Origin of the sequence: Allorhizocola rhizosphaerae (assembly GCF_003426775.1) — a bacterium.
In the GTDB taxonomy this organism is placed as follows: Bacteria; Actinomycetota; Actinomycetes; order Mycobacteriales; family Micromonosporaceae; genus Allorhizocola; species Allorhizocola rhizosphaerae.
Window position 1 is genome coordinate 1 of sequence record NZ_QJUG01000120.1, and the last position, 25,218, is coordinate 25,218.

General features: G+C 67.7%; 24 protein-coding genes. 10 read left to right on the top strand and 14 right to left on the bottom strand.

Annotated features, from left to right (window positions below; translation table 11 throughout):
- The 6 genes from DM816_RS24415 to DM816_RS42835 form a co-directional block, all read left to right on the top strand.
- Positions 1 to 596 (top strand): HRDC domain-containing protein (locus tag DM816_RS24415; protein ID WP_170318865.1); only part of this gene is annotated, 596 nt, incomplete at its 5' end.
- Between the two features lie 43 nt (positions 597 to 639).
- On the top strand, positions 640 to 1,833 hold the full coding sequence (locus DM816_RS24420) for a thiolase family protein (protein WP_117212734.1): 1,194 nt from the start codon (positions 640 to 642) through the stop codon (positions 1,831 to 1,833).
- Positions 1,826 to 3,814, top strand: coding sequence for a 3-hydroxyacyl-CoA dehydrogenase NAD-binding domain-containing protein (locus DM816_RS24425; RefSeq protein WP_117212735.1), 1,989 nt, complete (start codon positions 1,826 to 1,828; stop codon positions 3,812 to 3,814). The genes DM816_RS24420 and DM816_RS24425 overlap by 8 nt, the downstream gene beginning before the upstream one ends.
- Before the next feature lie 123 nt (positions 3,815 to 3,937).
- A complete protein-coding gene (locus tag DM816_RS24430) occupies positions 3,938 to 4,285 on the top strand; it encodes a type II toxin-antitoxin system RelE/ParE family toxin (RefSeq protein WP_117212751.1) in 348 nt (115 codons plus the stop codon).
- A complete protein-coding gene (locus DM816_RS24435) occupies positions 4,282 to 4,608 on the top strand; it encodes a helix-turn-helix domain-containing protein (protein WP_117212736.1) in 327 nt (108 codons plus the stop codon). The genes DM816_RS24430 and DM816_RS24435 overlap by 4 nt, the downstream gene beginning before the upstream one ends.
- Before the next feature lie 62 nt (positions 4,609 to 4,670).
- A complete protein-coding gene (locus tag DM816_RS42835) occupies positions 4,671 to 4,841 on the top strand; it encodes a hypothetical protein (protein WP_162907782.1) in 171 nt (56 codons plus the stop codon).
- A 120-nt stretch (positions 4,842 to 4,961) separates the two neighbouring features.
- Here DM816_RS42835 and DM816_RS24440 read toward each other — a convergent pair whose 3' ends face one another.
- Together DM816_RS24440 and DM816_RS24445 are read right to left on the bottom strand one after the other, a co-directional pair.
- A complete protein-coding gene (locus DM816_RS24440; RefSeq protein ID WP_117212737.1) occupies positions 4,962 to 5,390 on the bottom strand; it encodes a PIN domain-containing protein in 429 nt (142 codons plus the stop codon).
- Entirely contained in the window at positions 5,390 to 5,599 is a 210-nt protein-coding gene (locus DM816_RS24445) for a type II toxin-antitoxin system VapB family antitoxin (RefSeq protein WP_117212738.1), read from the bottom strand. Before DM816_RS24445 ends, DM816_RS24440 begins: the two co-directional genes overlap by 1 nt.
- A 284-nt stretch (positions 5,600 to 5,883) precedes the next feature.
- Here DM816_RS24445 and DM816_RS24450 point away from each other — a divergent pair, with 284 nt between their 5' ends.
- Positions 5,884 to 6,147: a hypothetical protein gene (locus DM816_RS24450; protein ID WP_211588833.1), complete on the top strand. Its 264-nt coding sequence runs from the start codon at positions 5,884 to 5,886 to the stop codon at positions 6,145 to 6,147.
- A gap of 124 nt (positions 6,148 to 6,271) precedes the next feature.
- On the opposite strand, the gene DM816_RS24455 is transcribed toward DM816_RS24450, so the two are convergent.
- From DM816_RS24455 to DM816_RS24465, 3 genes are read right to left on the bottom strand one after another with little or no spacing between them, the layout of a single operon-like run.
- Positions 6,272 to 7,942: an NAD-binding protein gene (locus DM816_RS24455; protein ID WP_117212740.1), complete on the bottom strand. Its 1,671-nt coding sequence runs from the start codon at positions 7,940 to 7,942 to the stop codon at positions 6,272 to 6,274.
- Positions 7,939 to 9,252: a glycosyltransferase gene (locus DM816_RS24460; protein ID WP_117212741.1), complete on the bottom strand. Its 1,314-nt coding sequence runs from the start codon at positions 9,250 to 9,252 to the stop codon at positions 7,939 to 7,941. Before DM816_RS24460 ends, DM816_RS24455 begins: the two co-directional genes overlap by 4 nt.
- Complete coding sequence (locus DM816_RS24465) at positions 9,252 to 11,390, bottom strand: glycosyltransferase (protein WP_117212742.1); 2,139 nt, start codon at positions 11,388 to 11,390, stop codon at positions 9,252 to 9,254. The genes DM816_RS24460 and DM816_RS24465 overlap by 1 nt, the downstream gene beginning before the upstream one ends.
- Before the next feature lie 89 nt (positions 11,391 to 11,479).
- Between DM816_RS24465 and DM816_RS24470 the strand changes: the two genes are divergently transcribed.
- Positions 11,480 to 11,971 (top strand): SAM-dependent methyltransferase, encoded by a 492-nt coding sequence (locus DM816_RS24470; RefSeq protein WP_162907784.1) that lies wholly within the window; start codon positions 11,480 to 11,482, stop codon positions 11,969 to 11,971.
- A gap of 401 nt (positions 11,972 to 12,372) precedes the next feature.
- Here the strand turns inward: DM816_RS24470 and DM816_RS24475 are convergent, their stop codons facing one another.
- Positions 12,373 to 13,899, bottom strand: coding sequence for an MDR family MFS transporter (locus DM816_RS24475; protein WP_117212744.1), 1,527 nt, complete (start codon positions 13,897 to 13,899; stop codon positions 12,373 to 12,375).
- Positions 13,900 to 14,089: 190 nt separating this feature from the next.
- Positions 14,090 to 14,545 carry a helix-turn-helix domain-containing protein gene (locus DM816_RS24480; protein ID WP_211588834.1) on the bottom strand — a complete coding sequence of 152 codons (456 nt, stop codon included), beginning with the start codon at positions 14,543 to 14,545 and terminating at the stop codon, positions 14,090 to 14,092.
- Between DM816_RS24480 and DM816_RS43860 the strand changes: the two genes are divergently transcribed.
- Positions 14,544 to 14,798, top strand: coding sequence for a hypothetical protein (locus DM816_RS43860; protein WP_211588835.1), 255 nt, complete (start codon positions 14,544 to 14,546; stop codon positions 14,796 to 14,798). The genes DM816_RS24480 and DM816_RS43860 overlap by 2 nt on opposite strands.
- Positions 14,799 to 14,810: 12 nt before the next feature.
- Here the strand turns inward: DM816_RS43860 and DM816_RS24485 are convergent, their stop codons facing one another.
- The 7 genes from DM816_RS24485 to DM816_RS24520 all read right to left on the bottom strand — a co-directional run bounded on the left by DM816_RS24485 (position 14,811) and on the right by DM816_RS24520 (position 24,662).
- Positions 14,811 to 15,932, bottom strand: coding sequence for a sensor histidine kinase (locus DM816_RS24485; RefSeq protein ID WP_117212752.1), 1,122 nt, complete (start codon positions 15,930 to 15,932; stop codon positions 14,811 to 14,813).
- A 5-nt stretch (positions 15,933 to 15,937) separates the two neighbouring features.
- Positions 15,938 to 16,600: a response regulator transcription factor gene (locus tag DM816_RS24490; protein WP_117212745.1), complete on the bottom strand. Its 663-nt coding sequence runs from the start codon at positions 16,598 to 16,600 to the stop codon at positions 15,938 to 15,940.
- 10 nt (positions 16,601 to 16,610) lie between these two features.
- Positions 16,611 to 17,858 carry an outer membrane protein assembly factor BamB family protein gene (locus DM816_RS24495; RefSeq protein ID WP_117212746.1) on the bottom strand — a complete coding sequence of 416 codons (1,248 nt, stop codon included), beginning with the start codon at positions 17,856 to 17,858 and terminating at the stop codon, positions 16,611 to 16,613.
- A complete protein-coding gene (locus DM816_RS42840; RefSeq protein WP_162907785.1) occupies positions 17,848 to 19,125 on the bottom strand; it encodes a hypothetical protein in 1,278 nt (425 codons plus the stop codon). Before DM816_RS42840 ends, DM816_RS24495 begins: the two co-directional genes overlap by 11 nt.
- A 319-nt stretch (positions 19,126 to 19,444) precedes the next feature.
- Entirely contained in the window at positions 19,445 to 21,367 is a 1,923-nt protein-coding gene (gene dxs / locus DM816_RS24510) for a 1-deoxy-D-xylulose-5-phosphate synthase (protein ID WP_117212748.1), read from the bottom strand.
- Between the two features lie 98 nt (positions 21,368 to 21,465).
- Complete coding sequence (locus DM816_RS24515) at positions 21,466 to 22,665, bottom strand: class I SAM-dependent RNA methyltransferase (protein WP_117212749.1); 1,200 nt, start codon at positions 22,663 to 22,665, stop codon at positions 21,466 to 21,468.
- Positions 22,665 to 24,662: an APC family permease gene (locus tag DM816_RS24520; RefSeq protein WP_117212750.1), complete on the bottom strand. Its 1,998-nt coding sequence runs from the start codon at positions 24,660 to 24,662 to the stop codon at positions 22,665 to 22,667. The genes DM816_RS24515 and DM816_RS24520 overlap by 1 nt, the downstream gene beginning before the upstream one ends.
- Positions 24,663 to 24,712: 50 nt before the next feature.
- On the opposite strand from DM816_RS24520, the gene DM816_RS24525 reads away from it, so the two are divergent.
- On the top strand, positions 24,713 to 25,218 hold a 506-nt coding region (locus DM816_RS24525), incomplete at its 3' end, for a potassium channel family protein (RefSeq protein WP_162907786.1).

A 25,218-nucleotide genomic window follows, 5' to 3' on the forward strand; every position in this document is an offset into this window, starting at 1 on the left:
GCAAGCCGCGCCCCGATCCGTGGCGCCGCACGTCGGGCATGCACCGCGTGCGCGGGCCTCGGGCCCAGGCCAGGGTGCGCGCGCTGTGGTATGCCCGGGACGCGATCGCGATCCGGCGGGACACCGCACCGGGCCGGGTGCTCGCGGACGCGGCGATCGTCGCTGCGGCCGAGCTCGACCCGAAGACCGAGCGGGAGCTGTTGCAGCTGCCCGGTTTTGGCGGGCGCTCGGTGCGCCGGCTGGCCAAGGTGTGGCTCGACGCGCTGGCCGAGGCGCGCGCCCTGTCCGACGACCAGCTGCCGGTGCCCCAGCAGTACGAGGGGCCGCCCCCGCCGCACCGGTGGGCCGACAAAGATCCGGCCGCCGCGGAGCGATTGGCCCGCTGCCGTGAGGTCGTGACCAAGACCGCTGAGCACTACACGCTGCCACCGGAAAACCTGATCACGCCCGACTTCATCCGCCGGCTGGCGTGGGAGCCGCCGGAGGAGGTGAGCGCCGAATCGGTGACCGAGGTGCTCACGCGGTTTGGGGCACGGGCGTGGCAGTGCGAGCTGCTGGCGGCGGAGCTCGCCGAGGCCCTGCACGGTGTGGCGTAGGTCATAGTCAACCCGTTCATTACTCGCGAGTAATATCGCGGGTATGTCTACCCGCCAAATCCGCAACGTTGCCTTCGTTGACGGCGTGCGCACGCCGTTCGGCAAGGCCAACGGCGGTCTGTACAAGGACACGCGCGCCGACGACATGGTCGTGCGCTGCATCCGCGAGCTGCTGCGCCGCAATCCCCAACTGCCACCATCACGGATAGATGAGGTGGCCATCGCCGCCACCACGCAGATCGGCGATCAGGGTCTGACCATCGGCCGGACGGCGGCTCTGCTGGCGGGCCTGCCCAACACCGTCCCGGGTTACGCGATCGACCGCATGTGCGCGGGCGCGATGACCGCCGTGACGACCGTGTCCGCGAGCATCGCGATCGGCGCCTACGACGTGGCCATCGCGGGCGGCGTCGAGCACATGGGCCGGCACCCGATGGGCGAGGGCGTCGACCCCAACCCGCGGTTCCTGGCCGAGCGGCTGGTCGACCAGTCGGCGCTCGTGATGGGTTCGACCGCCGAAAACCTGCACGACCGGCTGCCGCACCTCACCAAGGAGAGGGCCGACGCGTTTGCCCTTGCCTCACAGGAGAAATACGCGAAGGCGGTCGCCCACCTGGAGCCGGACCTGGTGCCCGTCGCCGGTTTCTCTTCCGAGGGTTGGGGTCTGGCCACCGCCGATGAGGCGCCGCGCGAGACCAGCATGGAGAAGCTCGCCACGCTCAAGACGCCGTTCCGTCCACATGGGAGGGTGACGGCGGGCAACGCGGCGGGGCTCAACGACGGGGCGACGGCATGCTTGCTCGCGTCCGAGGAAGTGGCGGCCTCACTGGAGCTTCCGATCGCCATGCGGCTGGTGTCGTATGGCTTTGCGGGAGTCGAGCCGGAGGTGATGGGCGTGGGCCCGATCCCGTCGACCGAGAAGGCCCTGCGGCTGGCCGGGCTGTCCATTGAGGACATCGGGCTGTTCGAGCTCAATGAGGCGTTTGCGGTACAGGTGCTGGCGTTCCTGGACCACTTCGGCATCGCCGACGACGACCCGCGCGTGAACCCGTGGGGCGGGGCGATCGCGGTCGGGCACCCGCTGGCGTCGTCGGGCGTGCGGTTGATGACCCAGCTGGCGCGGCAGTTCGCTTTGAATAGAGGCGTGCGCTATGGGCTCACGGCGATGTGTGTGGGTATCGGCATGGGTGGCTCCGTGATCTGGGAGAACCCGAACTGGGAGGGCTTCGATGTCTGAGCTCGTGACCGCCTCGAAGCTGCGCTTCGTCAATGTCGGGCTCGGCAAGCCCGCAGCACTGATCACATTGGACAATGGGTTCGACCACACCAAGCCCAACACGTTCGGACCCGCCGGGCTTTCGTCTTTGGCGAGCGCCGTGGATGAGGCGCTGGCCGCGGAACCGGCCTTCATCGCGGTGACCGGCAAGCCGTACATCTTCTGCGTCGGTTTCGACCTGACCACGTTCAACGAAACACCGACGCGGGAGCAGGCGCTTGAGCTGGGCCGCATGGGGCATCGGGCGTTCGCTCGGCTCAGGGAGTCCACGGTGCCGACCTTCGCGTTCGTCAACGGCGCTGCCATGGGCGGCGGGTTGGAAGTCGCGCTGCACTGCCACTACCGCACGGTGTCGGGCGGTGCGGCCGCGCTCGCGCTGCCCGAGGTGCTGCTGGGCCTGATTCCGGGGTGGGGCGGGTCGCAGCTGCTGCCCAACCTGGTCGGCATCCTCCCCGCGATCCAGGTGATCGTGCAGAACCCGTTGATGCAGAACAAGATGCTCAGGCCCAAGCAGGCGCTCGAGATGGGCATGTTCGACAAGCTGTTCGAGCCGGCGGACTTCCTGGAGTCGTCACTGGGATGGGCGGCGTCTGTCGTGAGTGGACAGACTGCAGTGGACCGTCCCGAGGTGGACCGGTCGGAAATGTGGGACGCGATACTGGGATTCGCTCGTGCGGAGCTCGACAAGCGCGTGCATGGCGCGATCCCGTCGGCCAACAAGGCTTTGGAGCTCCTCGCGCTCGCCAAGGAGGGTCCCAACTTCGAGGCCGAGATTGAGGCGCTGGCCGACCTGGCCGTGTCGCCCGAGGCGCGCAACGGCCTTTATGCCTTTGATTTGGTACAGCGTCGAGCCAAGAAGCCGGTCGGAGCACCGTCACCGGGCCTGGCCGCCGAGGTCACCAAGGTGGGCATCGTGGGCGCGGGTCTGATGGCCGCGCAGATCGGGCTTCTTTTCCTGCGCAAGCTTGAGGTGCCGGTCGTGCTCACCGATCTCGACCAGGAGCGGGTCGACAAGGGACTGTCCTATGTGCACGCTGAAATCGACAAGCTGGTGTCGAAGAAGCGCCTCTCCGCTGGTAAAGCGGCCAAGCTGCGCCGGCTGGTGTCCGGTTCAGTCTCCAAGGACGCCTTCGCCGACGCCGAACTCGTGATCGAGGCCGTGTTCGAGGAGATGTCGGTCAAGAAGCGGGTGTGGGCCGAGGTCGAGGAAATCGTGTCACCCGAGTGCATCCTGGCCACCAACACGTCTTCACTGTCCATCACCGAAATGGCGGCGGACCTGAAGCATCCGTCACGCGTTGTGGGCCTGCACTTCTTCAACCCGGTGGCCGTCATGCCGCTGCTGGAGATCGTCCGTGGCGAACGCACCGACGACGTTGCGCTCGCCACGGCCTTCGCGGTCGGCAAGAAGCTCGGCAAGAGCTGCGTGCTGGTCAAGGACGCACCCGCGTTCGTTGCCAACCGCATCTTCGCCCGCTTCCTGGGCACCATCTGGCAGTCGGTCGACGAGGGCACGCCGTTCGACGTGGCCGACCGCGCGCTCGACCCGCTAGGTTTGCCCATGCGCCCGTCGGCGTTCCTGTCGCTCGTGGGCGCGGGCGTCGCGGCCCACGTCGGGGCCATCATGCACGACGCCTATCCCGACCGGTTCCCGTTGAGCCCCAACATGTCCATCATCGCCAAATCGGGCTTGCCCATCCTGGTCGACGACGAGCCCAACCCGGCGCTCATCGAGCAGCTGCAGCAGGGCGACCGCCCGCTCACCGAGGAACAGGTCCGCGACCGCGCGCTCAAGGCCCTGGCCGAGGAGATCACCATCATGCTCCAGGAGGGCGTCGTGGCCGAGGCCGCCGACATCGACCTCTGCATGATCGTGGGCGGCGGCTGGCCGTTCCACCTCGGCGGCATCACGCCATACCTCAAGCAACACGGCTATCTCTGACCATCAGACGCTGCCCGGGATCCGTCCCGGGCAGCACGGTATTCCTTGCCGACGGGTGCCACATCCGATAGTATGCAGGAGTACTAAAAGCGGTAAGCTTCGCAGGTGAGCTTTCGCCTTGAGATGGTCAATGAGGTCCGTGACTGGCTGCATCAGCTACGGCGCACCGACCGAGCCACCGCTATCCTTGTCGGGCAAGCGATCACCGCCTTGCTCGACGAGGGTCCGGCGCTGGGACGACCACTCGTCGACCGGATCAAAGGCTCGAAGTTACACAATCTCAAAGAGCTGAGGCCCGGCTCCACAGGCATAAGCGAGGTAAGAATTCTCTTTCTCTTCGATCCGGAACGCAACGCAGTCCTGCTGGTTGCCGGGGACAAGGCTGGGCAGTGGACGGCGTGGTATCGGGATGCGATCCCCGCGGCCGAGGCCAGATACGCGATCTACCTTAAGGAGAGGCAGCAGCCATGAGCAGCACGCACAGCTATGACAGGGACAGCTTCCTCACCGAGTTCTTCCCTGGTCAGGAGGATCGTGCGGAGATCGAGGCCGGTGCCGAGCACTTTGTCAATGTCAGCCGCGCTCACCGGCTGGCCGAGATGCGCAAGCGGCTCGGCCTCTCCCAGGCCGAGGTCGCCGAGCGCATGCACGTGCGCCAGGAGCGGGTTTCCGCCATCGAGCGCGCAAAGATCACAACGAGTGAGCTTCGCACCCTCGCGGCCTACATCGAAGCCCTCGGCGGCCGCATGGAGATCATCGCCGATTTCGGTGGCGAGCGCCTCGTCGTCGGCTAAGGCACACCGCTCACACCCGGGGATGAGAGCCAGAGCGGCCATCAGGGAAGCCAGGTTTGCCCATGCGACCCCTGCGAGCGCTCAAGGCCCTGGCCGAGGAGATCACCATCATGCTCCAGGAGGGCGTCGTGGCCGAGGCCGCCGACATCGACCTCTGCATGATCGTGGGCGGCGGCTGGCCGTTCCACCTCGGCAGCATCACGCCACACCTCAGGCAGCACGGCTACCTGTAGCCCATCCCGGCGCTGCCCCGGACCACCCTTCCGGGGCAGCGCCCCCTCTCAGCCCACGCAAGAAACGGGCTGGATCGATGTCGGATCCGTGACAGAGGAGGGTCGGTGGCCGAGACATTCTCAGACGCTGCCCCGCGGCACCACCCATCTGGTTCTGGCCCCCAGAGCGGCACCGATCCGCTCATAGTCGCTGTCATAGTGCAGAAGCACGGCCCCGTGCGCAGCGGCGGTGGCGGCGGCGAAGAGGTCCACAATGGACGTGCGGTGCCGACCCGTGGCGGCCAAGCGTTCCTGGGCGTCAAGCGCGGCCCGTTCGATGGCATCGTCGGAGTTGAGCAGGATCATCCCGCCCATCAAGAGACGCAGGGCCTGGTATTCCGCCGCGTTCCGGGCGCTGTAGCAAACCTCTGCGGTGATCAGCGGACACGTGCCGAGCTCGGCCGTCCCGCGCAGGTCGGCCAGGGCCGTCTTGACCGGTGGCAAGTCGCGCCGCGCCATGACCGATGTGTCAACGAGGTAGATGGTGAACGGGTATCTGATCGCCGCCATCAATCAACTTCCATGCCATGTTCTCGGTAGTGCTCTTCGGGTCGCTCGATGACCGGGATGCCCTCCGTGGCCTCGAAGGCCCGGTCCAGCCGTCGGCGGCGCAACACGTCGCGGAGTGCGGCGTTGACCGCGTCCGTCTTGGTGCGGAACCCGAGGATGCCCATAACCTCCAGACAAGCCTCTTCATCCAGGTTTATGACTGTCCGCATGGCGCCCCCTAGATATCAAGATCTGAACTAGATGATATCACGCTTCGACGGCTTGCCAGGGCGACGATGCGAGAACCGTTGATGCCGCCCGGAAACCGTGACGGGCGGCATCCCCTTCACGCGTCGGTGGGCAGCACCTCGACCACCCAATCGTCGTCGATCTTCGATGGCACAAGGTCAAGCTCAGCGGCGACTCCTACAAATACCGTGATATCCGGCTTTGCCTACAAAAATTGGCTAGTCGCGCCCTTTACCCAGCTAGGGAGGCTGCCATCGTGGCGGACTTGGAATTGGAAGCACAGAACCCCGCCGAGAAGACGACCGAGTTGGTTGCGACACCGCACGACCTCGGCCCGAACAAGCTCATGGACTTCGACGGCGGCAACATCCTTGAGGTGAAGCCGGGCACCACACTGCTGAATGGCAAATCGTCCAACTTCAGCGGAATCTTCGCCATGGGCATGGGAACAGGCAGCGGCGTTCTCGGTGTCGGCTCGGTCGGCATCGGCCGACCCTTCACAACTGAAGGTCCCGGGCAAGATGGGTGACCTACTTGTGCTGCTCCATCGGCGGCAAGGGGAGAACGAGGAGACACCCGTTGCCAGCCTTTGGTTCTGCATGCAGGAGGGTGCTTCCGGCCTTAGCGGATGGAAGCAGCTCGCGTAGTCTCGTTCACCCAGGCCCCTGCTGCGCGATCAGGCGGGACAGGCCGTCGCGGGTGGCGACGACGGTGAGTTTGTCGCGCGTGCGAACGCGGCGGGTCAGAGGCGGCTTCCAGAGTGGGCGGGGCTCACCGAACTCGGTGACCGCGATGACGCGCACGCTGCCGGGCTCGTCGACGGCCGCGACCGTCGTGCCCTCCAGCGGGGAGCCGGGCGGCACGAACACCTCGGCGAGCAGGAGCACCCGGCGCTCCACCGCGATGGTCCCGATCACCTCGCGCTCCATGAGCGCCTCGGCGAACGCGGGCGCGGCCAGGTAGGACACGCTGCGCGACAGCGGCAGGTTGAGGATGCGCCGGGCCCGTGCGGCCAGGTCGCCGTCGAACACGCGCAGCACGACGTGCAGGTGCTCCTGCAGATTGCGCCCGTGCAGCGCGACCTCCAAATTGGACACGTCGTTGTTGGACACCGCCATCAGCGCCCGGCAGCGGTCGACTCCGGCCGTGCGCAGGGTGGTCACCCGGCTCGGGTCGCCGATGATGAGCGGGATCTGCAGCTCGCGCGCCACCGGCACCCCGCGGGCCTGCTCGTCCGGCGCGATGGCCACGGTCTTCACGCCCCGGTGGTGCAGCAACCGCAGCACGCGCGTGCCGACCCCGCCCAGCCCCACGACCACCACGTGGTCGGACTGTGGCAAGCGCAGCCGCACCTGCGCGACCGCCAGCCGCGCCCGCACCATGCCCTCGACCACGAGCGCCGTGACCAGCGGGATGAACGCCAGCCCGGCGACGCCGAGCACCAGTTGCCACACCTGCTGGCCCCGGCTGAACTCGGGCGTGGTCTGCAACCCGCCCAGCGCCGTGACCACCGCGAGGTAGAAGCCGTCCCATATGGACAGTCCTCGGCTCGCGCCCAGTATCGCCCCCGCCACCACCATCACGCCGAGCACGACCGACACCGCGATCCGCGACTTGCGCGTGACCAGCGTGCGCAGGAACGTGACCAGAAGCCCGATCCGCGACGCCCGCTCCGCCCGCGACGGCGCGACTCGATGCGTCGACTCCAAAGCGGACCGCCTCGCCTCGGCGAGCACGAGATCGGCCGGCTCGTCCTCGGCGGGCAGCATGTGCGGCTCGCCACCAGTGCCGGCGGTGAAAGCCAGCTCGCACACGATCTCGTGCGCCGCGACCGCGTCGCGCCTCGCCACGACCAGCGTGCGCCTGCCGACCTGGACCGGCGTCGCCGCGATCTCCCCCAGCGCGGTGGCCACAAGCACCGGCGCGGCGATCTCCGAGTCGGACAGCACCTTGCAGTTGCCCAGCAGTGCCTCGATGCTGTGCCCCAAGTCGGTGTTATACATCCGCACGACCACCCGAAGCGCGGGTGCGAGCTCCCGCGCCAGCAGCGCCACATGGATGTTGCCGACGTCGTCCTGCGCGGTCAGCGCCAGCCCGGCTGCCGTGGCAAGGCCGACCTCACGCAGCGCCTGCTCGTCGATGCGCTGCCGCACCACCACCCGCACGCCCGCAAGCTCGCTGAAATCCTTGGCCGCCATGCGCTGCTGGGCGGTCATGAGCACGACCACACTCGCGCCGTAGCGCACGGACAGCTGCTCGGCCAGGCGGTAGGTCAGGCCGTCGGCGCCGTTGATGACAAAGTGATCCGACCGGGGCGAGGTCACCGCGCAATGCTACGGCCACCATCCAAACAGGAGGTTAACAACCGCATCAGCTCGGTGAGCAGCCTGCTCGACAGGAAATGCTCCTTGACCCGCTCGTGTGCCCGCTCGCCAAGCCTGCTCGCCCGCTCCCGGTCGCGCAGCAGACCCGCGGCCGCGTGGGCGAAGGCCCGGCCGTCGGTCGGGTCGGGGATGAGGATGCCGCTGCGGCCGGGCTCGATCTGATCCTGTATCCCGCCGACCCGGCTGGCCACGACCGGCCGGCGCTTCCACATCGCCTCGGCCACGACGAGCCCGAACCCCTCCGCTTGGCTCATCTGCAGCACGACGTCGGCCCGGCGCTGCAGGGCGTTGACGATCAGGTCGGTCTGGCGCATGTCGTCCATCGGAGTGCGCAGCAGATGGACGCGTGTGCGCGTTTCGGGTACCAAATCACTATGCAGGGCAACACATTCTGCATAGACCTCAGCGCCTTCCGGGTCGTCGGCCACCCCATCGGCCGATGGCCCCGCCACCAGGAGGTGCACGTCGGGATGGTCCCGCGCAATGTGCGCCGCGAACAGCTGGATCACGTCGGCGTGCCCCTTGAGCCGGTCCCACCGTCCGGTTTGGAGGATCACCGGCACACCGTCGGGGATGGACCAGTGCGCCCGCAGCAGGTCGCCGGCCTCGGTCGGGGTCAGCTCCTGGTTCTTGGGTGTGAACGGGTCGATCGCCGGCCGGATGACGTGAAGTTTCCCGGAGTCGAGCCCCTCCCACAGGTACTGTGCGCGGGAGAAGATGTAGGCGTCGGCGGGTGAGACGGTGTCGAGCAGGAACCGCCACGCCTGGCGGGTGAAGTCGTTGGGCTCGTCGGTGCCGATGTGGCAGTGCCAGATGACATGCACGCCATGGTTTTTCAGTACCGGAACCAGCCCGGCCGGCTGCGGGTCGTGCACGAACACCACATCCCCCGGGCGGATCTCGTCGAGCAGCTTGGCCGCGTTCTCGGCGATCACCCGGTCGTAGAGGGCGCGCTGCGCCTGGCCGAGCGGCCCGCTGTCGCCCGGGAAGCCGTGCAGCCAGTTGTGCAGGCGCTTGGTGACGTCAAGGAACGCGGGCTCGCTTTCGATCGCGGTCCAGCGGCAGTCGATGCCCGCCTCCTGCATGTACGGCACCAGCGCGTTCATCAGCTCGGCGACCCCGCCGCCGGTGAGCGTGGCGTTGATGTGCCACAGCGTGCGGCCGCCCATCAGTTCGCCGGCCCGGCACATCGACTCATCGAACTCGGCGAACGCGGCTGCCGGTAGCAGTGCAGCGAACCGTTGGCGCATCACGACTCCTCCACGGATGGGCTGGATGTAGCAGGTGATGTCGTCCCCGATGTTGACGAGGGCGAGGTCGGTATGGGTCTGGAAGTGGGCGTGCGAGAGGGTGACCGCGTCGGGCTCGGTGTGCCACCCCCGGTCGTCGGCGACGGTCCAATCTGGACCGTCGGGGTGGGCGCGGGCGTCTGCCCGGGAGGCGTCGGCAGCGCCGGGACCTGGCCGGGCTTCGCACCACCGAGAATGAGGATGGCCGCGATCAGCGCCACCGCTGCCAGCGCCGCCGCACCGCTGGCGTAGTAACCAGCGAGCGCCGCCATGCGCTCCCGCTTTTCCTCGGTCTGCCGGCGCCGTTCCAGCTCGGGCGTGAGCACCGTCCGGGTCGACAGCCACGACATCAGTGGGGAAGACGCGTAAACGATGCCCTGCCAAAGGAATAGACCCGCGACGAATATGGTGCCCTTCACGGCAGCACCGATCGCGCATGCCGAAAGCACCGCTGCCAGAAAGGTTTCCGCCTTCGCGGCCCGGATAGCGGTCCACACGTTCTGGCGCCCGTCGTGCTCCTTGGGCGTGCGCATGAACACGGCTTCCTTGCGCACCAGCCCGCGCAGCGTCGCCATCGCCACGGTCCACGACAGCGACAGCCAGTTGAGCAACGCGAATATCGATCGCTTGACGCCGATGCCGGTCAGGCTCCGCAGCGACCACAGCGCGCGCAGCACGCCCGAGAGCAGGAGCGCGGCCGGAAGCAGCACGAGCCCGCCCAGCAGCGGGCGGAAGAACGCGCCCTGCCCGGTGAACATCTGATAGGCCGTCACCAGCAGGACGACCGTGAAGCCGAAGTACAGCACGTCGTTGAACCACACCAGGCCCGTGCCGAACAGGTAATCGAGCTTTTGCGCCCGCGTCAGACCCGAACGGCGCCAAGGCATGAGGTCGCGCCAATGCTTGCGCACTATCTGGATACCGCCAAAACACCATCGGAAACGCTGGCTCTTCAATGCGGAGAAGGTCAGCGGCATGATCCCCCGGCCCATCGACTGTTCGATGTATACACCGGTGTAGCCCGCCTTGAGCAGGCGCAGCGAGGTTTCGGAGTCCTCGGTGATGCACCACTCGGCCCAGCCGCCCTGTTCCTCCAGCGAGCGGCGGCGCATCAGGCCCATCGTGCCCGCGAAGATGAGGGAATTGCGTTGGTTGCGCGAGGGCATCGAGGCGTGGAAGAAATAGCTGTACGCGTCGTAGCACGCGGTCAGGTAGGTGTCGCCCGCGTAGTCGCGGTAGTCCTGCGGCGTCTGGACAAACGCCACCTTCGGATCGGCGAAGTAGCCCACGGCCTTGCGGACGTACTCCGGGTCCACCTGATAGTCGGCGTCCACCACACCGATGATTTCCACGTCCGGATCGAGGTGCTCGGCCATCACCAGGTTGAGCGCGCCGGCCTTGAACCCGTCGGTCTCCACGTGCAGAAACCGCACCCGCTCGCGCGAAGCGCAATACTCCGCCACGGGTCGCCACGTTTCCGGATCGGGCGTGTTGTTGTCGACGACCAGGATCTCAAGGTTGGGATAGTCGATGCGCTCCAACGACTTGATCGTCTCGATGAGCATGTCGGCCGGCTCGTTGAACGCGGGCACCTGCAACGAAACCTTGGGCAGGTAGGCCGGATCGGGCGGCATGATCCGGCGGGTGTCGCGGGCCCGGCACAGCCGATCGCAACCCTCGAACGCGAAGTAACCCGAAATCACGAGGGCGAAGAATTCGAGCACGAGCAGCAGCAGGGACGCCAGCCGTCCCCACACCGACAAACCAGGCGCGAACGTCAGATAACCACCGAGCGCCAGATAGGAAAGCGCCGCGCCAAAGTAACTGCCCAGAAACGCCTGTCCAATCGGATTCCAGTACGGCAGCAGCGCAATCACCGGCAGGCAGGCCACACCGACCGCACCCGCCGCGACCCACGTCAGATCCTCGGGCAGCGCCCACACGCGCACCGCCACCCCCGCGCCGGCGAAACAGACCACGCCCACGACGACTACACCGAGGATGCGTGAGGCCACCCGCACATGCCTGCCCGCCAGCAACAACAGCACGGTTGACAGGAGCAGGATCGTCGTGGATGCCAAGGCGAGGGTGAACAGCACGAAACATGTCTTTCCCGCAGGTTCGGCGGCGAAAACGTCGCGGTGCTCGCCGCAGACGAACGGCTCGGCGATCTTATAGATTAGGGCCCGTGCAGAATCGATTAACCCGGGCCGTGTCGGCCCTGGCCGTCCGCCCCGGCGACACCATCCTCGAGATCGGCTGCGGCAACGGCGGCGCCGTGTCGCTGGTGTGCGAGCGGCTCGACGGCGGCAAAATTCTGGCCATCGACCGATCCGCACAAATGATCGCGCTGGCCAAGCAGCGCAACGCGGACAGCATCGCCTCCGGCAAGGCCGCGTTCCGGACCATCGACCTGATCGCGCTCAGCGTGAGCGACCGCTTCGACAAGATCTTCGCGGTCAACGTGAACACCTTCTGGCGCCGCCCGGTGCCACGGGAGCTCGAGCTCATCAAAAAACTGTTGCGCCCCAAGGGAGTGCTGCACGTGTTCTTCGAGTCGCCCGAACCGCGGGCGCAGGAGCTCGCCCGCCGGGTCGTCGCCGCGCTCGAACCCAGCGGGCTGAAGTCCACGGTCAAGCACGAGGACGGCATCCTGCTCAATATCAAGGCCCATTTGTAGCCTGCGGGCTGTGCGACGCGCCCATCAGCTTGTGCTGACACAACTTCAGGATGTGGATGAGCGTCGCTATTCACGCTTTCGCACCATCGAGGTCGAGCTGCACAGGCTGCTGGCCCGCGCTAGCCTCCACCCAAACCGGACGCGCTCGGAAGCCTTTGCCCTCACCGCATTCCTGCCCGCTGGCGACGTGCACAGCGCCGAGGAGCTGCTGCAGGATACGCTGGCCCGGGTCGCCGAACGGTGGCGCACGCTACGCGGTGGCGACCCGGAGCCCTACGTGCGCGCCGCATGCTCTACACCGGCACGCTTGATCGCTGGCGGCGGCTACGGCGCCACGGCCCAGCGAGCCGGGCCGTGGCTACCCCAGTCGGCCGGCGGGCACAGAGCCCGCCCAGCAATTCTCAGTGACCGTGTCCCACGTTTTCGGCGTTGCTGGCCGCCCTGGCCGGGAGGAGCAGGGCAGTGATGATCACGGCGACGGACAGGACCACGCCGACGATGAACGCCAGCCGCATGCCGTCGAGATTGGCGGCCGCGACGGCGACGCCCTCCGCCTTCAGTGAATCGGCTCGTACGCCCATCACGGTGATGACGAGCGCGGTGCCGAAGGCCGCTGCTACCTGCTGCAGCGTGCCCAGGATCGAGCTGCCGTGGGAGTAGAGGTGCGGGGGAACCGCGCCGAGCCCCAGGGTGAAGACCGGGGTGAAGGTCGCGGCGAGAGCCACCATCAGCACCGCGTGCAGACCGAGGAGCTGCCAGTACGGCATGGTCATCGAGACCTGGGTGAAGCCGGCGAGCGCGAGAGTGATCGCGATTGCGCCGGGGATGACCAGAACCCGGCCGCCGAACCTGTCGAACAGGCGGCCGACGGTCGGCCCGAGCAGACCCATCGCGAGGCCGCCGGGCATCACGAGCAGCCCGGTCTCCAGGGCACTGAGCCCGCGGAGGTTTTGCAGGTAGAGCGGCAACAGGATCATCGAGCCGAGCATCGCCATGAAGGCGACCGACATCAGGATCAGCGCGATGGTGTAAGTGCGGTGCTTGAATGTCCGTAGGTCCATGAGCGGCGTGCCGAGCTTCTGCAGCGACAGCTGGCGGAAGACGAAGACGGCGATGGCGGCCAGCCCGGCCAACACGATTCCGGTGGCCAGCCCGATGTTGCCGCCCTGGAACCGGCTGAGCCCGTAGACCAGGCCGCCGAAGCCGAGGGCTGCCAAAACCACGCTGAACCAGTCGATGGTGCTGACCTGCGGCTCGCCGACGTTCTTGAGCTGCTTCATGCCTCCCCAGGTGATCAGGGCTGCGATGGGGAGCACCACGGCGAACAGCAGGCGCCAGGACCCGAAGTTGAGGATCACCCCGGAGATCGCCGGACCCATCGCGGGCGCGACCGAGATGGCCAGGGTGACGTTGCCCATCACCCTGCCCCGGTCGTGCTCGGGCACCACATGCATCAGCGTGGTCATCAGCAGCGGCATCATCACAGCCGTGCCTGACGCCTGAATGATGCGGGCGCCCAGGAGCAGTTCAAAGCTCGGCGCGGCGATGGCCAACGCGGTGCCGAGCAGGAACAAACCCATCGCGGTGGCGTAGGCGCTGCGGGTGGACACCCGCTGCAGGAACCAACCGGTGATCGGGATCACCGCCGCCATGGTCAGCATGAAGGCGGTCGAAAGCCATTGCGCCGTCTGCTCAGTGATATTCAACGCGCCCATCAAGTTGGGGATCGCGTTGATCATGATCGTCTCATTGAGAATGACTATGAACGTGGCCAGCACAAGCAGCCGGATCACGGGCGGGGTGCGACCCGAGGTCGTGGTCGCGGATTTGGCAGGCGAGTCGAGTTGTTGGCTGGGCACGGTACCTCGATCGGGGTTGTGGGGCAGAAGGCGGTCATGGTCGGCGGTCTTGCTAGCAATCGTTGTCATGCCAAGACTGACGGATGCCACCGACAAAACTCATCGCAGCGATCCACACTGCAGCAAGTTCTGCCGAATATCACCCCGTTTTCACCAGCAGCGGGCTCCCCGCTCCCGAGCAGACGACGCCTACGGCAACCTTCTGACCTGCTGATTGTGGTCGGGGAGAGCCTCGATCCACCGGACATGGTGATGATTGTCACCGGTTTGGCCGAAGGCCGTGCCTGTCTGGCACGGTTGCCGTGCGGCCCGTGACTCCCGCGAGCCGAGGCCACGCAACGTCGTCAATCGCCAGCCACGGCGCAACAGCCACGGCTGTGGGCGTGAGCCCGGTGAACGCCTTCACCTCGCGGTGAAGGTGGGACTGGTCGACATAGCCGCTCTCGGCCGCAACGCCGGCGGCGGCGCGACCCGCCGCGAGGAGGTGGGCGGCGTGGTCGAACCGCACCAGTTGCGCGGCGCGTTTGGGTGTGATGCCGAGCTGCGATCGAAAGCGAGACCACAGGCGCTTGCGGCTCCAGCCGACCTCGTCGGCCAGACCCTCCACCCGCAGCCGGCCCCGGCCGGTGAGCGTCCGCCGCCACGTGTAGGCGACCTCGGGATCCACCGCTCGGCCGGCGCCCAGCCGTCGGCCCAGGATTTCCATCGCGATCATGAATCGTTCGTCCCACGACGCGGCGGCGCGCAACCTGTCCTCGGCGAAGCTCGCCGGGGAGCAGCCCGATGACGGCACTGCCGCGCGCCTGCCTGCCACGGACGTCGTAGGCGAGTCCTTCTCCCTCGCTCAGGTCGATGAGCAGTGTGACGGCGGGGTGCGGGACCATGGCGATGTCCGTGAGCGCGGGAACAACCTGGCGGAACCCGGCCACCTTTTGCGCCCAACTACCGCCCGCGACCATTGGTCGTAACGCCAATAGGGGTCAGGCGGGCCGCAGCGGCAGTGCGACGGTGACCTCCATGCCACCGCCCTGGCGCGCGACCGCGCCGACCGAACCAGCGTGCGCCTGGCACACCGCATGCACAATCGACAGCCCCAGGCCCGACCCGCGCGCGCCCGTCCGCTCCCGTCCACCCCTGCGGAACGGCTCGAACAACCCGGCCACGTCCGCCTGGTCCACCTCGAAACCCGTGTTGCCCACGACCAGCTGGGCATAATCGCCCTCGCGCCCACTGGTGATCCAGATGTGCCCGCCCAGGTGGTTGTACCGCACCGCGTTTTCAATCAGGTTGCCCGCCAACCGATCCAGCAGGCTGGGGTCGCCGATGACCGGGGCCGGGTGCAGTCGCGTCGTCACCGTCAGGTTGGTCCGGCGGATCTCACCGTCCATTGCGGACAGTGCGCCCTTGACACCGGCCGCCAGATCGACCGGTTCGGCCCGCAGACCGGTCCTTGCCTGACTTCTCGCCAGTACCAGCAACGCATCCACCAACGCGTTGGCCCGCTCGGAGGCGTCCCGCACCACGAGCCCCATCCGCCGCAGCTCCGCCGCGTCAACGTCCGGATCGGACAGTGTCACGTCCACCTCGGTCCGGATCACCGCCAGCGGCGTGCGCAACTCGTGCGAGGCGTTGGCCACGAACCGTTGCTGCGCCGAGAAGTTGGCGTCCAGCCGGTCGAGCATCGCGTCGAACGTGTCGGCGAGCTCGGCCACCTCATCGTCGGCCCCCGCATATCCGATCCGCTGGTCGAGCGTCTCCCCACCCAGTCCCTGCGCGATCGCGGTCACCTGGTGCAGTGGGCGCAACGCCCGCCCCACCAACGCATACGCCCCGAACATGCCCACCAAAGTGATCGCGAGCACCGCCAGCGACCCCTTGACCAGCAGCTCGAAGTGCGCGTTGTCGAGCAGCCGCTCCTGCCATGCCCGAGCGTTGACCTCACTGCCGTCCCGCAGCAGGACCACCGTGCCCTCGGCGAGCTCCTGCACCGGCCGCACCGCCTCGCCCACCAGCAACCACGCGAGCAGGAAGAGCATCGAGCCCGCGCCGAGCAGCAGCAGCGCGTTGAGCAGCGTCAATCGCAGCCGCAGCGTGGGGCGCAGCCTCGTCACGGTTGGATGATCCGATATCCCGCGCCGACCAGGGTCTCGATGAGCACCGGCTGCCCGAGCTTCATCCGCAGGGTGCGCATCGTGACCCGGACGATCGTCGTGAACGGGTCGGTGTTGGCATCCCACACCCGCTCAAGCAGCTCCTCGGTGGACACCACCGCGCCGCGTGCCCGCAGCAGCTCCTCCAGCACACCGAACTCCTTGTTGGTCAGCTCGATCAGCTGTCCGCCCCGCGTCACCGTCCGCTTGGCCGGATCCAATTCCAGATCATCCACTTTGAGTACCGGTGGGGTGACCGGTGTCGCCCGCCTCCCCAGCGCCTGGACCCGCGCCACCAGCTCGTCGAACGCGAACGGCTTGGGCAGGTAGTCGTCGGCGCCGAGGCGCAGCCCCTCCACCCGGTCGGCGACGCTGCCGCTGGCCGTGAGCATCAGCACCCGGGTGAGCGCGCCCGACGAGACCAGCTCGGCGCACAGCTGGTCGCCGTGCATGCCGGGCAGATCCCGGTCGAGCACGACGACGTCGTAGCGCGTAATGAAGGCCATCTCGTGCCCAGTGTTGCCGTCGTATGCAACATCCACGGCCAGGCCCTGCCGGCGCAGCCCGCGGGCGATGGCGTCGGCAAGGTGCCTCTCGTCCTCGACAACTAGCACGCGCATGGCACACAGGCTACGGCGCGAGCCGCCAGACCCCCACCCTGCCATCGGTCAGCTCACACATGAACACGTCGGGGCTCGAATGGCAGGCCTGCATGATGTGCGGCACCGACCCGAGCACCCGCGGCCCGTCCGGCCCGAGCCGCGCGAAGTACATCCGGCCCTGCTCCTGCCGCATGAGCAGGTCCCCGCCTCCGTAGTGGATCTGCCAGCCGTCCATCTCCAACCGCACGCGGCCGGTCATCGGGTCGATCAGCCCGACCGTCGGCGCGTGCCCGTTGACTTCGCCCAGGCGCACGGCGAGAATTCCGGCGGCGCTGTGCCGCAGCCACTGGTTGGCGGGCAGGCTCCACAGCGGCTGCCCGGTCTGCCGGTCGATGCCGCCCCCGGAGGGCAGCAGGTTGGGTGCCGACATCGTGGCGCAGATGACCGGGCCGCATTCCTCCATCGGCATCCACTCGGCGTTCCAGGGAAGCCGCTCCAGGGTCGAGACGTCATATGCCGTGATCTGGCCGCCCTCGCCGTGGATGAATACGCGGTCGCCCACGGCACGGATCTCGCCCGCCTCTCCAATCTTGCGGGAGCGGCGCACCTCGCCGGTGCGTAGGTCCATTTCGGACAGTGTGCCGTTGTCCGTAAGACCCCACGCGCGGCCTCCGTCCCGGTCGACTCCGATCGTCGCGAACCGGCCCGACTGCCAGCGAATCATGGGCGGATCCCCTTGGTACACCCGGATGGTGGTCCGATCCATGCTGACGAGCAGCTCATCGAGCTGCCACGTCGAGCCGTCGAGGTGCCAGCGGCGTGCGCCCGTCCTGCGATCCAGCGCGACGACCTTCACCGGCGCGAGCTGTTGCCGCCCATCCCGCCCGACGCTGAGCCCCATGGTCGAAACGAGGAAGACCTCGTGCACCGGGGCATAGCTCACGTACGCGTAATCGACGGGGTCCTCCGACCGGTAAGACCATCTCTGGGTACCGTCGAAATCAAAAGCGGAAACAGCGCCGTTGCCGGTCGCGATGACGGCGTCCGCCACCACCGTCAGGGGCAGGCCGCCGGACTCTACCCGGCCGAACAGGCCGAGCTGCTCAAGCCGCGGCCGGGACGGCGATGACCACGTGGCCAGGCTCAGCAGCAGCACGGTCACGACGGCCAGCGTGATCGCCCGCATCTGCCGATTGCCTTGCCCGCCAACGGGTTTTATCTCATCTACCCGGTCGTCATCGGACCGATCGAGATCGATGAAAACTTCAGTCGCCAATGCGCCACACACCAATCGTGCTGCGGGCGGTCCGGCACTGCAAAAGCGGGGCTATATAACGACAATTATTTGCTTCACTTGGTACCGAGCCCAGCACGCGAATCCCCGCGGCCCCGATCCGGGCGACCAGCGTCGGCCGCCCCTTGGCCCGAAACAGCGCGATCGGCGCGGCCGGGATCGGCAGCCACTCGAATCGCTCCGTGTCCAACGGCATGGTCCATCCCGCGACCTCCACGAGACGGCGCCGGGTCAGCGGCTCGACCAGCTCGATCACCCGTGTCTCCCCCGGCCAGTTCGTGTAGCCAAGGATGATCACACTGCCGTCCGGCCACGGGAGGACGGACTGCCCCTCGGACACCGACCACAGGAGCCTGCCGCTCGCCCGGTCCGCCACCCCGCCGCCGACGCCCTTGCGGAAGTCCATCACACAGTCGGCGGCGCCGCAGTTCATGCGAAGGTCCCAGCCCACGGCCGACACGTCGATCCGCTGCAACGTCTGGCGATCGAGGAAGATCTGCTCCTCAACGTGCTGCTCGTCCATTGAGCTCACGACCACCGTCAGGTGGTCGGCTGCGACATTGATGTGCGCGAAGTCGAACCCGGCCGGCAGCGGCAGCTCGCCCGATCGCCGCACCCCGCCCGCGCGCATGTCGTGCTCGACGAGGCGTCTCTCACGGTCGAGCACGAACACCGAACCGTTGGCTTGATCGAGCCCGACCGCGCGAGGCTCGATCGACTCCCACAGCATCCGCCCTTCGCCGGGCTCAAACACACGCAGGGCACTCTCCTCCCACTGCAGCAGGAAGTCTCCCACCCGGTGCAGCCAACCCCGCTGCTCCCAGCGCCATTGCCCGGTCGCGAAATCCAACGCGACCGTCCGCGCCTCGTCGCCCACGGTGGACGTCCGCAGCAGCACCAGCCCGTGCGCGGCGGACGCCTGGGGGAAGTCGTCGCCCCTTGCGGGCCAATGGATCCGCCAGCGCTCGCGCCCGTCCGGTCCGATCAGGAAGATCTGGTCGCCGTCCTGCCGCAGGAGCCCGCCTTCGACCAGCGTGAACCCGCGCTCGATGCCCGGGAAGTCGGCGATGCGCACGACCTGCGGCCGTGGCGCGGGTGCGGCCACGAGCGCCAGCACACACAGCACAAGCAGCGGCGCGACAATGGGTGCAGACAGCCTCCACTTTGGACCATTGCGGGGAGGCTCGGGCGCATCATGGTCCTCGCCGACCTCGCCGAGATCTATGAACGCCTCTCCCACGCCCCGCACGCGGTGAAGTGTAAGCCGTCCCTTCCAGCAGCAGGTCGCCTTGGACCCGCTCCGAGGGCTTTCCGAGCGCGGTGTGGCGGCCGAAGGCCGATATCTCCGAACCGGAAATGCCGAGGCGACCTGCGCCAAAAATCCCGGCTTCGCCTGAACGGAGTTGACCGGGTGACCACTGAGCAGCTCGGCCCGCGAAGCGGCCTCAGCCGCGGGTGAAGCTCACTCCCCGCCGACCTCGGCCGCTAACGGGTGAGGTCGGCGGCCTCAGCCGCGGGTGAAGCTCATTCGCCGCCGACCTCGACCGCTAACGGCGAGGTTGGCGCCCTCAGCCGCGGGTGACGCTGGTCAGCGCCGAATCCGCCGGTGTGGTCAGGCCGGAGGCCCACTTCGTGACGCGCTCGGTGACCTCCGGCACGGTGAGCCCGACCTCGGCCAGGATCTCCGCCCGCGTCCCGTGGTCGATCCACTGCGCCGGCACGCCCAGATCGCGCAGCGGCACGTCGAGCTCGTTGTCGCGCAACAGCTTGCCGATCGCGTCGCCGATGCCGCCGTTGCGCACGCCGTCCTCCATCGTGACGACCAGCTTGTGCTCGCTGGCCAGGCCGACCAGCTCGATCGGCGCCGGGCGCACCCATCGCGGGTCGACCACCGTCGCGCCGAAGCCCGCCTTGGCCAGCTCGCCCGCGACCTGCGTGGCCAGGTGGGCCAGCGCACCGACCCCGATCAGCAGCACGTCCTTGCGCTCGGTCTCGGCGAGCACGTCGACCCCGCCGATCTTGCGCACCGCGGGCAGCGCGGCCGGGACCGAACCGGTCGGGAAGCGCACCACCGTCGGCCCATCGTTGATCGCGACCGCCTCACGGAACGACGACCGCAGGGTTTCCGCGTCACGCGGGGCCGCCACGCGCAGGCCGGGCACGACACCGAGGATCGACATGTCCCAGATGCCGTAGTGGCTCGGCCCGTCGGGGCCTGTGATGCCCGCGCGGTCGAGCACGAACGTCACCGGCAGCTTGTGCAGGGCCACGTCCATGAGCACCTGGTCGAAGGCCCGGTTGAGGAACGTGGCGTAGATGGCGACCACCGGATGCATGCCCGCAAGCGCCAGCCCGGCGGCCGACGTCGTGGCGTGCTGCTCGGCGATGCCCACGTCGTAGGCGCGGTCGGGAAACGCGGCGGCGAGCTTGTCGATGCCCGTCGACTCGGGCATGGCGGCCGTGATGCCCACGATGTCGGGCCGCTCCCGGGCGACCGCCACCAGCTCGTCGGCGAACACGTTGGTCCACTTGAGACTCGGCGCGGCCAGCGGCTTGCCGGTCTCGGGGTCGAACGCGCCGGGCGCGTGCAGCCGGTCGGCCTCGTCCTGCTCGGCGGGCGCGTAGCCGTAGCCCTTCTGGGTCACCGCGTGCACGATGACCGGGCCGCCGTAACGCTTGGCGCGCAACAGGGCCGACTCCATCGCGGCCTCATCGTGCCCGTCGACCGGCCCCACGTACTTGATGCCAAGATCTTCAAACATCGCCTGGGGCGCGACCGCGTCCTTGATGCCCTTCTTGACCGCGTGCAGCGTGTCGAAGAGGGGCTTGCCGACCAGCGGCGTCTTCTCCAGCGCGTCCTTGATCAGATCCAGCACCTTCTCGTAGCCCGGGTTGAGCCGCAGCGTCGCGAGGTGATCGGCCAGCCCGCCGATGGTCGGCGCATAGGATCGACCGTTGTCATTCACGATGATCACGAGCCGGTTGTGCGTGGCCGCGATGTTGTTCAGCGCCTCCCAGCACATGCCGCCGGTGAGCGCTCCGTCGCCGACCACTGCCACGACGTGGCGCGCCTCGCCGCGCAGCGCATAGGCCTTGGCCATGCCGTCGGCGTAGGACAGTGCCGTCGAGGCATGGCAGTTTTCCACCAGGTCGTGCTCGCTTTCGGCCTGGCACGGATAGCCGGTGAGCCCACCGCGCTGCTTTAGCAGGTCGAACCCGTCCTGCCGGCCGGTCACGATCTTATGGACGTACGCCTGATGTCCGGTATCGAACAAAAAGCGGTCTGCGGGGGAATCGAACACCCGGTGCATGGCCAGCGTGAGCTCGACAACGCCCAGGTTGGGGCCGATGTGACCGCCGGTCCGCGCCACCTTGGAGATCAAGAAGTCTCGAATCTCGGCCGCGAGCAACGGGATCTGCTCGGGGGCAAGGGCCTTGAGGTCCTGCGGTTCGCGAATCGTGCTGAGCAGGGTGTACGCGCGGTCGGTCATAGCCGCAAAGTCTATCGGGCGTTTCAAGACCAGGTTTCAAGCCACCACAGGACCTACCCGGTTTGGTTACATAGCGGCGGTGGTTCAACGCTTCGCGATCAAGAACCTGGCGCTTCCAGCAGGGCCACGGTCTCGAAGTGGTGCGTCTGCGGGAACAGGTCATACGCGCGGATCCCGCCGAGCTTCCACCCCAAGTCCAGAAATGTTCGTAAATCACGGGCAAATGCGGCCGGATCACATGCGACATACGCCACGGCACGCGGCCGCGCCTCGTGGATCATCTTCACCACCCGGGCACCGACGCCCGTGCGCGGCGGATCCAGCACGACGATGTCGACCTGCCCGTGCAGCAGCGCCTCATGGCCCCGGACGTCTCGCCTCGGCCTCCCGCCGACCGCGGCGGGCTGCCGCCCCGCATGGCCCCGTCTCGCGTCCGCCAGGCCCAGCGCCCGCTCCACAGTGGACTCGATCACCGTCACGGGCAGGTCGGCCAGGCTGCGCCGCGCGGCCTCGGCCCCCTCCGGCGACGCCTCCACCAACACCGATGAGCACCCCAGCGCCGCCGAGAACAACCCTGCCCCGCCGTACAGGTCCCATGCCCGCTCATGCGGTTCGGGCCGCAGGAACTCGACCACGGTCGCGGCCAGCGTGTCGGCCGCGTCCGGGTGCACCTGCCAGAACGCGGACGCCCCGAGCTCAAACTCCCGCCCCGCCGCGCGCTCCCGGACGGCCTGCCCGGAGACGACCTGTGCGGGGCCCTCCGACGGCTTCACCACATCGATCACGTCTACGTCCGGCCACTGCCGCGCGAGCACCGGAAGCTCCTGAATGGACGGATGCGCGATCAAGCACCGGTCGATCGGCACGACCTCGTTGGACCGGTGTTTGAGCAGGCCCGCGTATCCGGCCGCGGCAACGCGGTAGCGAACCCTTGTGCGCCAACCAAACCCGTCCCCCGGCAACGCCTCCACCGACACATCGCTCCCAAGCCGGGCCAGCCGCTGCAACTGCTCACGCAGCACGGCCGTCTTCCACTCCAACTGGGCCCGTGGCGACGCGTGCTGCAGATCGCAGCCACCGCAAAGGTCGGGGCGCGCATACGGACAGGGCGCGGGCACCCGATCCGGCGACGCCTCCAGGATCTCAACCGCGTCCGCGCGCAGATAACCCTTGTGCTCCTCGGTCACCTCGGCGATCACGCGCTCGCCGGGAAGGGCGTGCCGCACGAACACGACCTGGCCCTCGTGCCGCGCCACACAATGCCCACCGTGCGCGGGCGCCCCCACCACCAGCTCCATCAGTCTTCCTCGAAATGACGGGGGCCGCGGGCCGGTACCCTCGAAAGATCACGGTCGATCCGCTCCAGATCCTTGCCTGCGCTGGAGTGCAGCTGCCACGGCACGCTGGTGACCATCACGCCCTGCTCGAACAGCAGGCGCCCCTTGATCCGCAGCGCGGACTGGTTGTGCAACAGGTTCTCCCACCACTTGCCCACCACGTACTCCGGGATGAACACGGTCACGACATCACGCGGCTTCGACTGCCGCAACGACTTCACGTAGTTGATGATCGGCCGGCTGATCTCACGGTACGGACTGTCCACCACGGTCAGTGCGACGTCGAGCCCGCGCCGGTCCCACTCCGCCTGGAGCCCGCGTGTGTCGTTGCTGTCGACGTTGACCGTGAGCGCGGTCAGCGTGTCCGGGCGAGTGGCCTTTGCATATGCCAGCGCGCGCATCGTGGGCAGGTGCACCTTGCTCACGAGCACGACCGCGTGGTTGCGCGAGGGCAGCACCGGCGCCTCATCGGTCGGGGTCAGCTCGCGCGCCACATGATCGTAGTGCCGCCGGATGCCGACCATGATCAAGTAGATCACCGCCATGGCGGCGATCGAGATCCACGCCCCGTGCGTGAACTTCGTGACCAGCACGAGGATCAGCACGAACCCGGTCATCACCGCGCCGATTCCGTTGATAACGCGCGACCGCTTCATCCGCCGGCGCACCACGGGATCACGCTCCCGCGGCAGGTGCCGGTTCCAGTGCCGCAGCATGCCGATCTGCGACAGCGTGAACGACACGAACACGCCCACGATATAGAGCTGAATCAACCGAGTCGTCTCCGCCCGGAACGCCACGATCAAGACCGCCGCGAAGAACGCGAGAAAAACGATCCCGTTGGAAAACGCCAGCCGATCCCCGCGCGTGTGCAATTGCCTTGGCAGGTACCGATCCTGCGCCAAGATGGACCCGAGCACCGGGAACCCGTTGAAAGCCGTGTTCGCCGCCAACACCAAGATCAGCGCCGTCACGGCGATGACCAGATAGAACCCCACCGGGAAGTGATCGAAAATGACGCTCGCCAACTGCGCGGTGACGGTCTGCTGCACATACCCCGCCCCCACCTGGAGCGCGGGATTCTCCACGTACTGCAGGCCCGTCTTGAGGCTCAGCATCACGATCCCGACCAGCATCGTGATCGACAGCACGCCGAGCAACAACAACGTCGTGGCCGCATTTTTCGACTTCGGCGGCTTGAACGCGGGCACCCCATTGGAGATCGCCTCGACCCCCGTCAGCGCCGCACACCCGGACGAGAACGCACGCACCATCAGGAACGCGAACCCCAGCGTCGCGCCCACGGCCAGCCCATGCTCGGGTTTCACCACCACATCCGCGCTCGGCGCCCGCAGCGTCTCACCGAGCCCGAAGATCCGCCACGACCCCCACAGGATCAACCCGACCATCGCGATCATGAACAGGTACGTGGGCACGGCGAACAGAAAGCCCGATTCCCGCACCCCGCGCAGGTTGAGCGCGGTCAGCAGCACGACAACGGTCACGGCCATGCCCATCTTGTGCTCGCCGATGAACGGGATCGCCGACCCCAGGTTCTCCACTCCCGCGCTCACCGACACGGCCACGGTCAGCACATAGTCCACAAGCAAGGCACTGGCGACGCCCAGCCCAGCCCTCGGCCCCAGGTTGACCGTCGCCACCTCGTAGTCCCCGCCACCCGATGGGTACGCGTGCACGTTCTGCCGATAGCTCGCCACCACCGTCAGCATCACGAGCACCACCGCGGCCGCGACCCAGGGCGAATACGCGAACGCGGCCGCTCCCGCGATCGAAAGCGTCAGCAGGATCTCGCCCGGCGCATACGCGACGCTCGACAGTGCGTCCGACGCGAAGATCGGCAGCGCGATCCGCTTCGGCAACAGCGTGTGGTGCAGTCGATCAGACCGAAAAGGCCGTCCTACCAGCAGTCGCTTCAGCACGGACGTCGGGTTCGCCACGTGAGCAGCCTATGATGAGCGCGATTGGTCGTGTGCCGGGAGGGCTCATCGTGCATGTAGTGATCATGGGTTGTGGCCGGGTCGGATCGACCCTCGCCCATAACCTCGAGGCGCGCGGGCACTCCGTGGCCGTCATCGACCAGGACGGCGACGCCTTCCGCCGCCTCTCGTCCGACTTCGCCGGGCTCACGGTCACCGGCATCGGTTTCGACCGCGATGTCCTGATCCAAGCGGGCATCGAGCACGCCGACGCCTTCGCGGCCGTCTCCAGCGGCGACAACTCCAACATCATCTCGGCTCGCCTGGCCCGCGAGACCTTCGGCGTCCAGCGCGTCGTGGCCCGCATCTACGACCAGCGCCGCGCGGAGGTCTACGAGCGCCTCGGCATCCCCACGGTCGCCACCGTCCGCTGGACCGCCGACCGCATCGTGCGCCATCTCGTGCCCGAGGGCCTGGCCGAGCTGTGGCGCGACCCCACAAGCACCGTCGCGATCGTCGAGACCCCATTCCACCCCGACTGGATCGGCCGCCCCCTCACCGCCCTTGAGACGGCCAC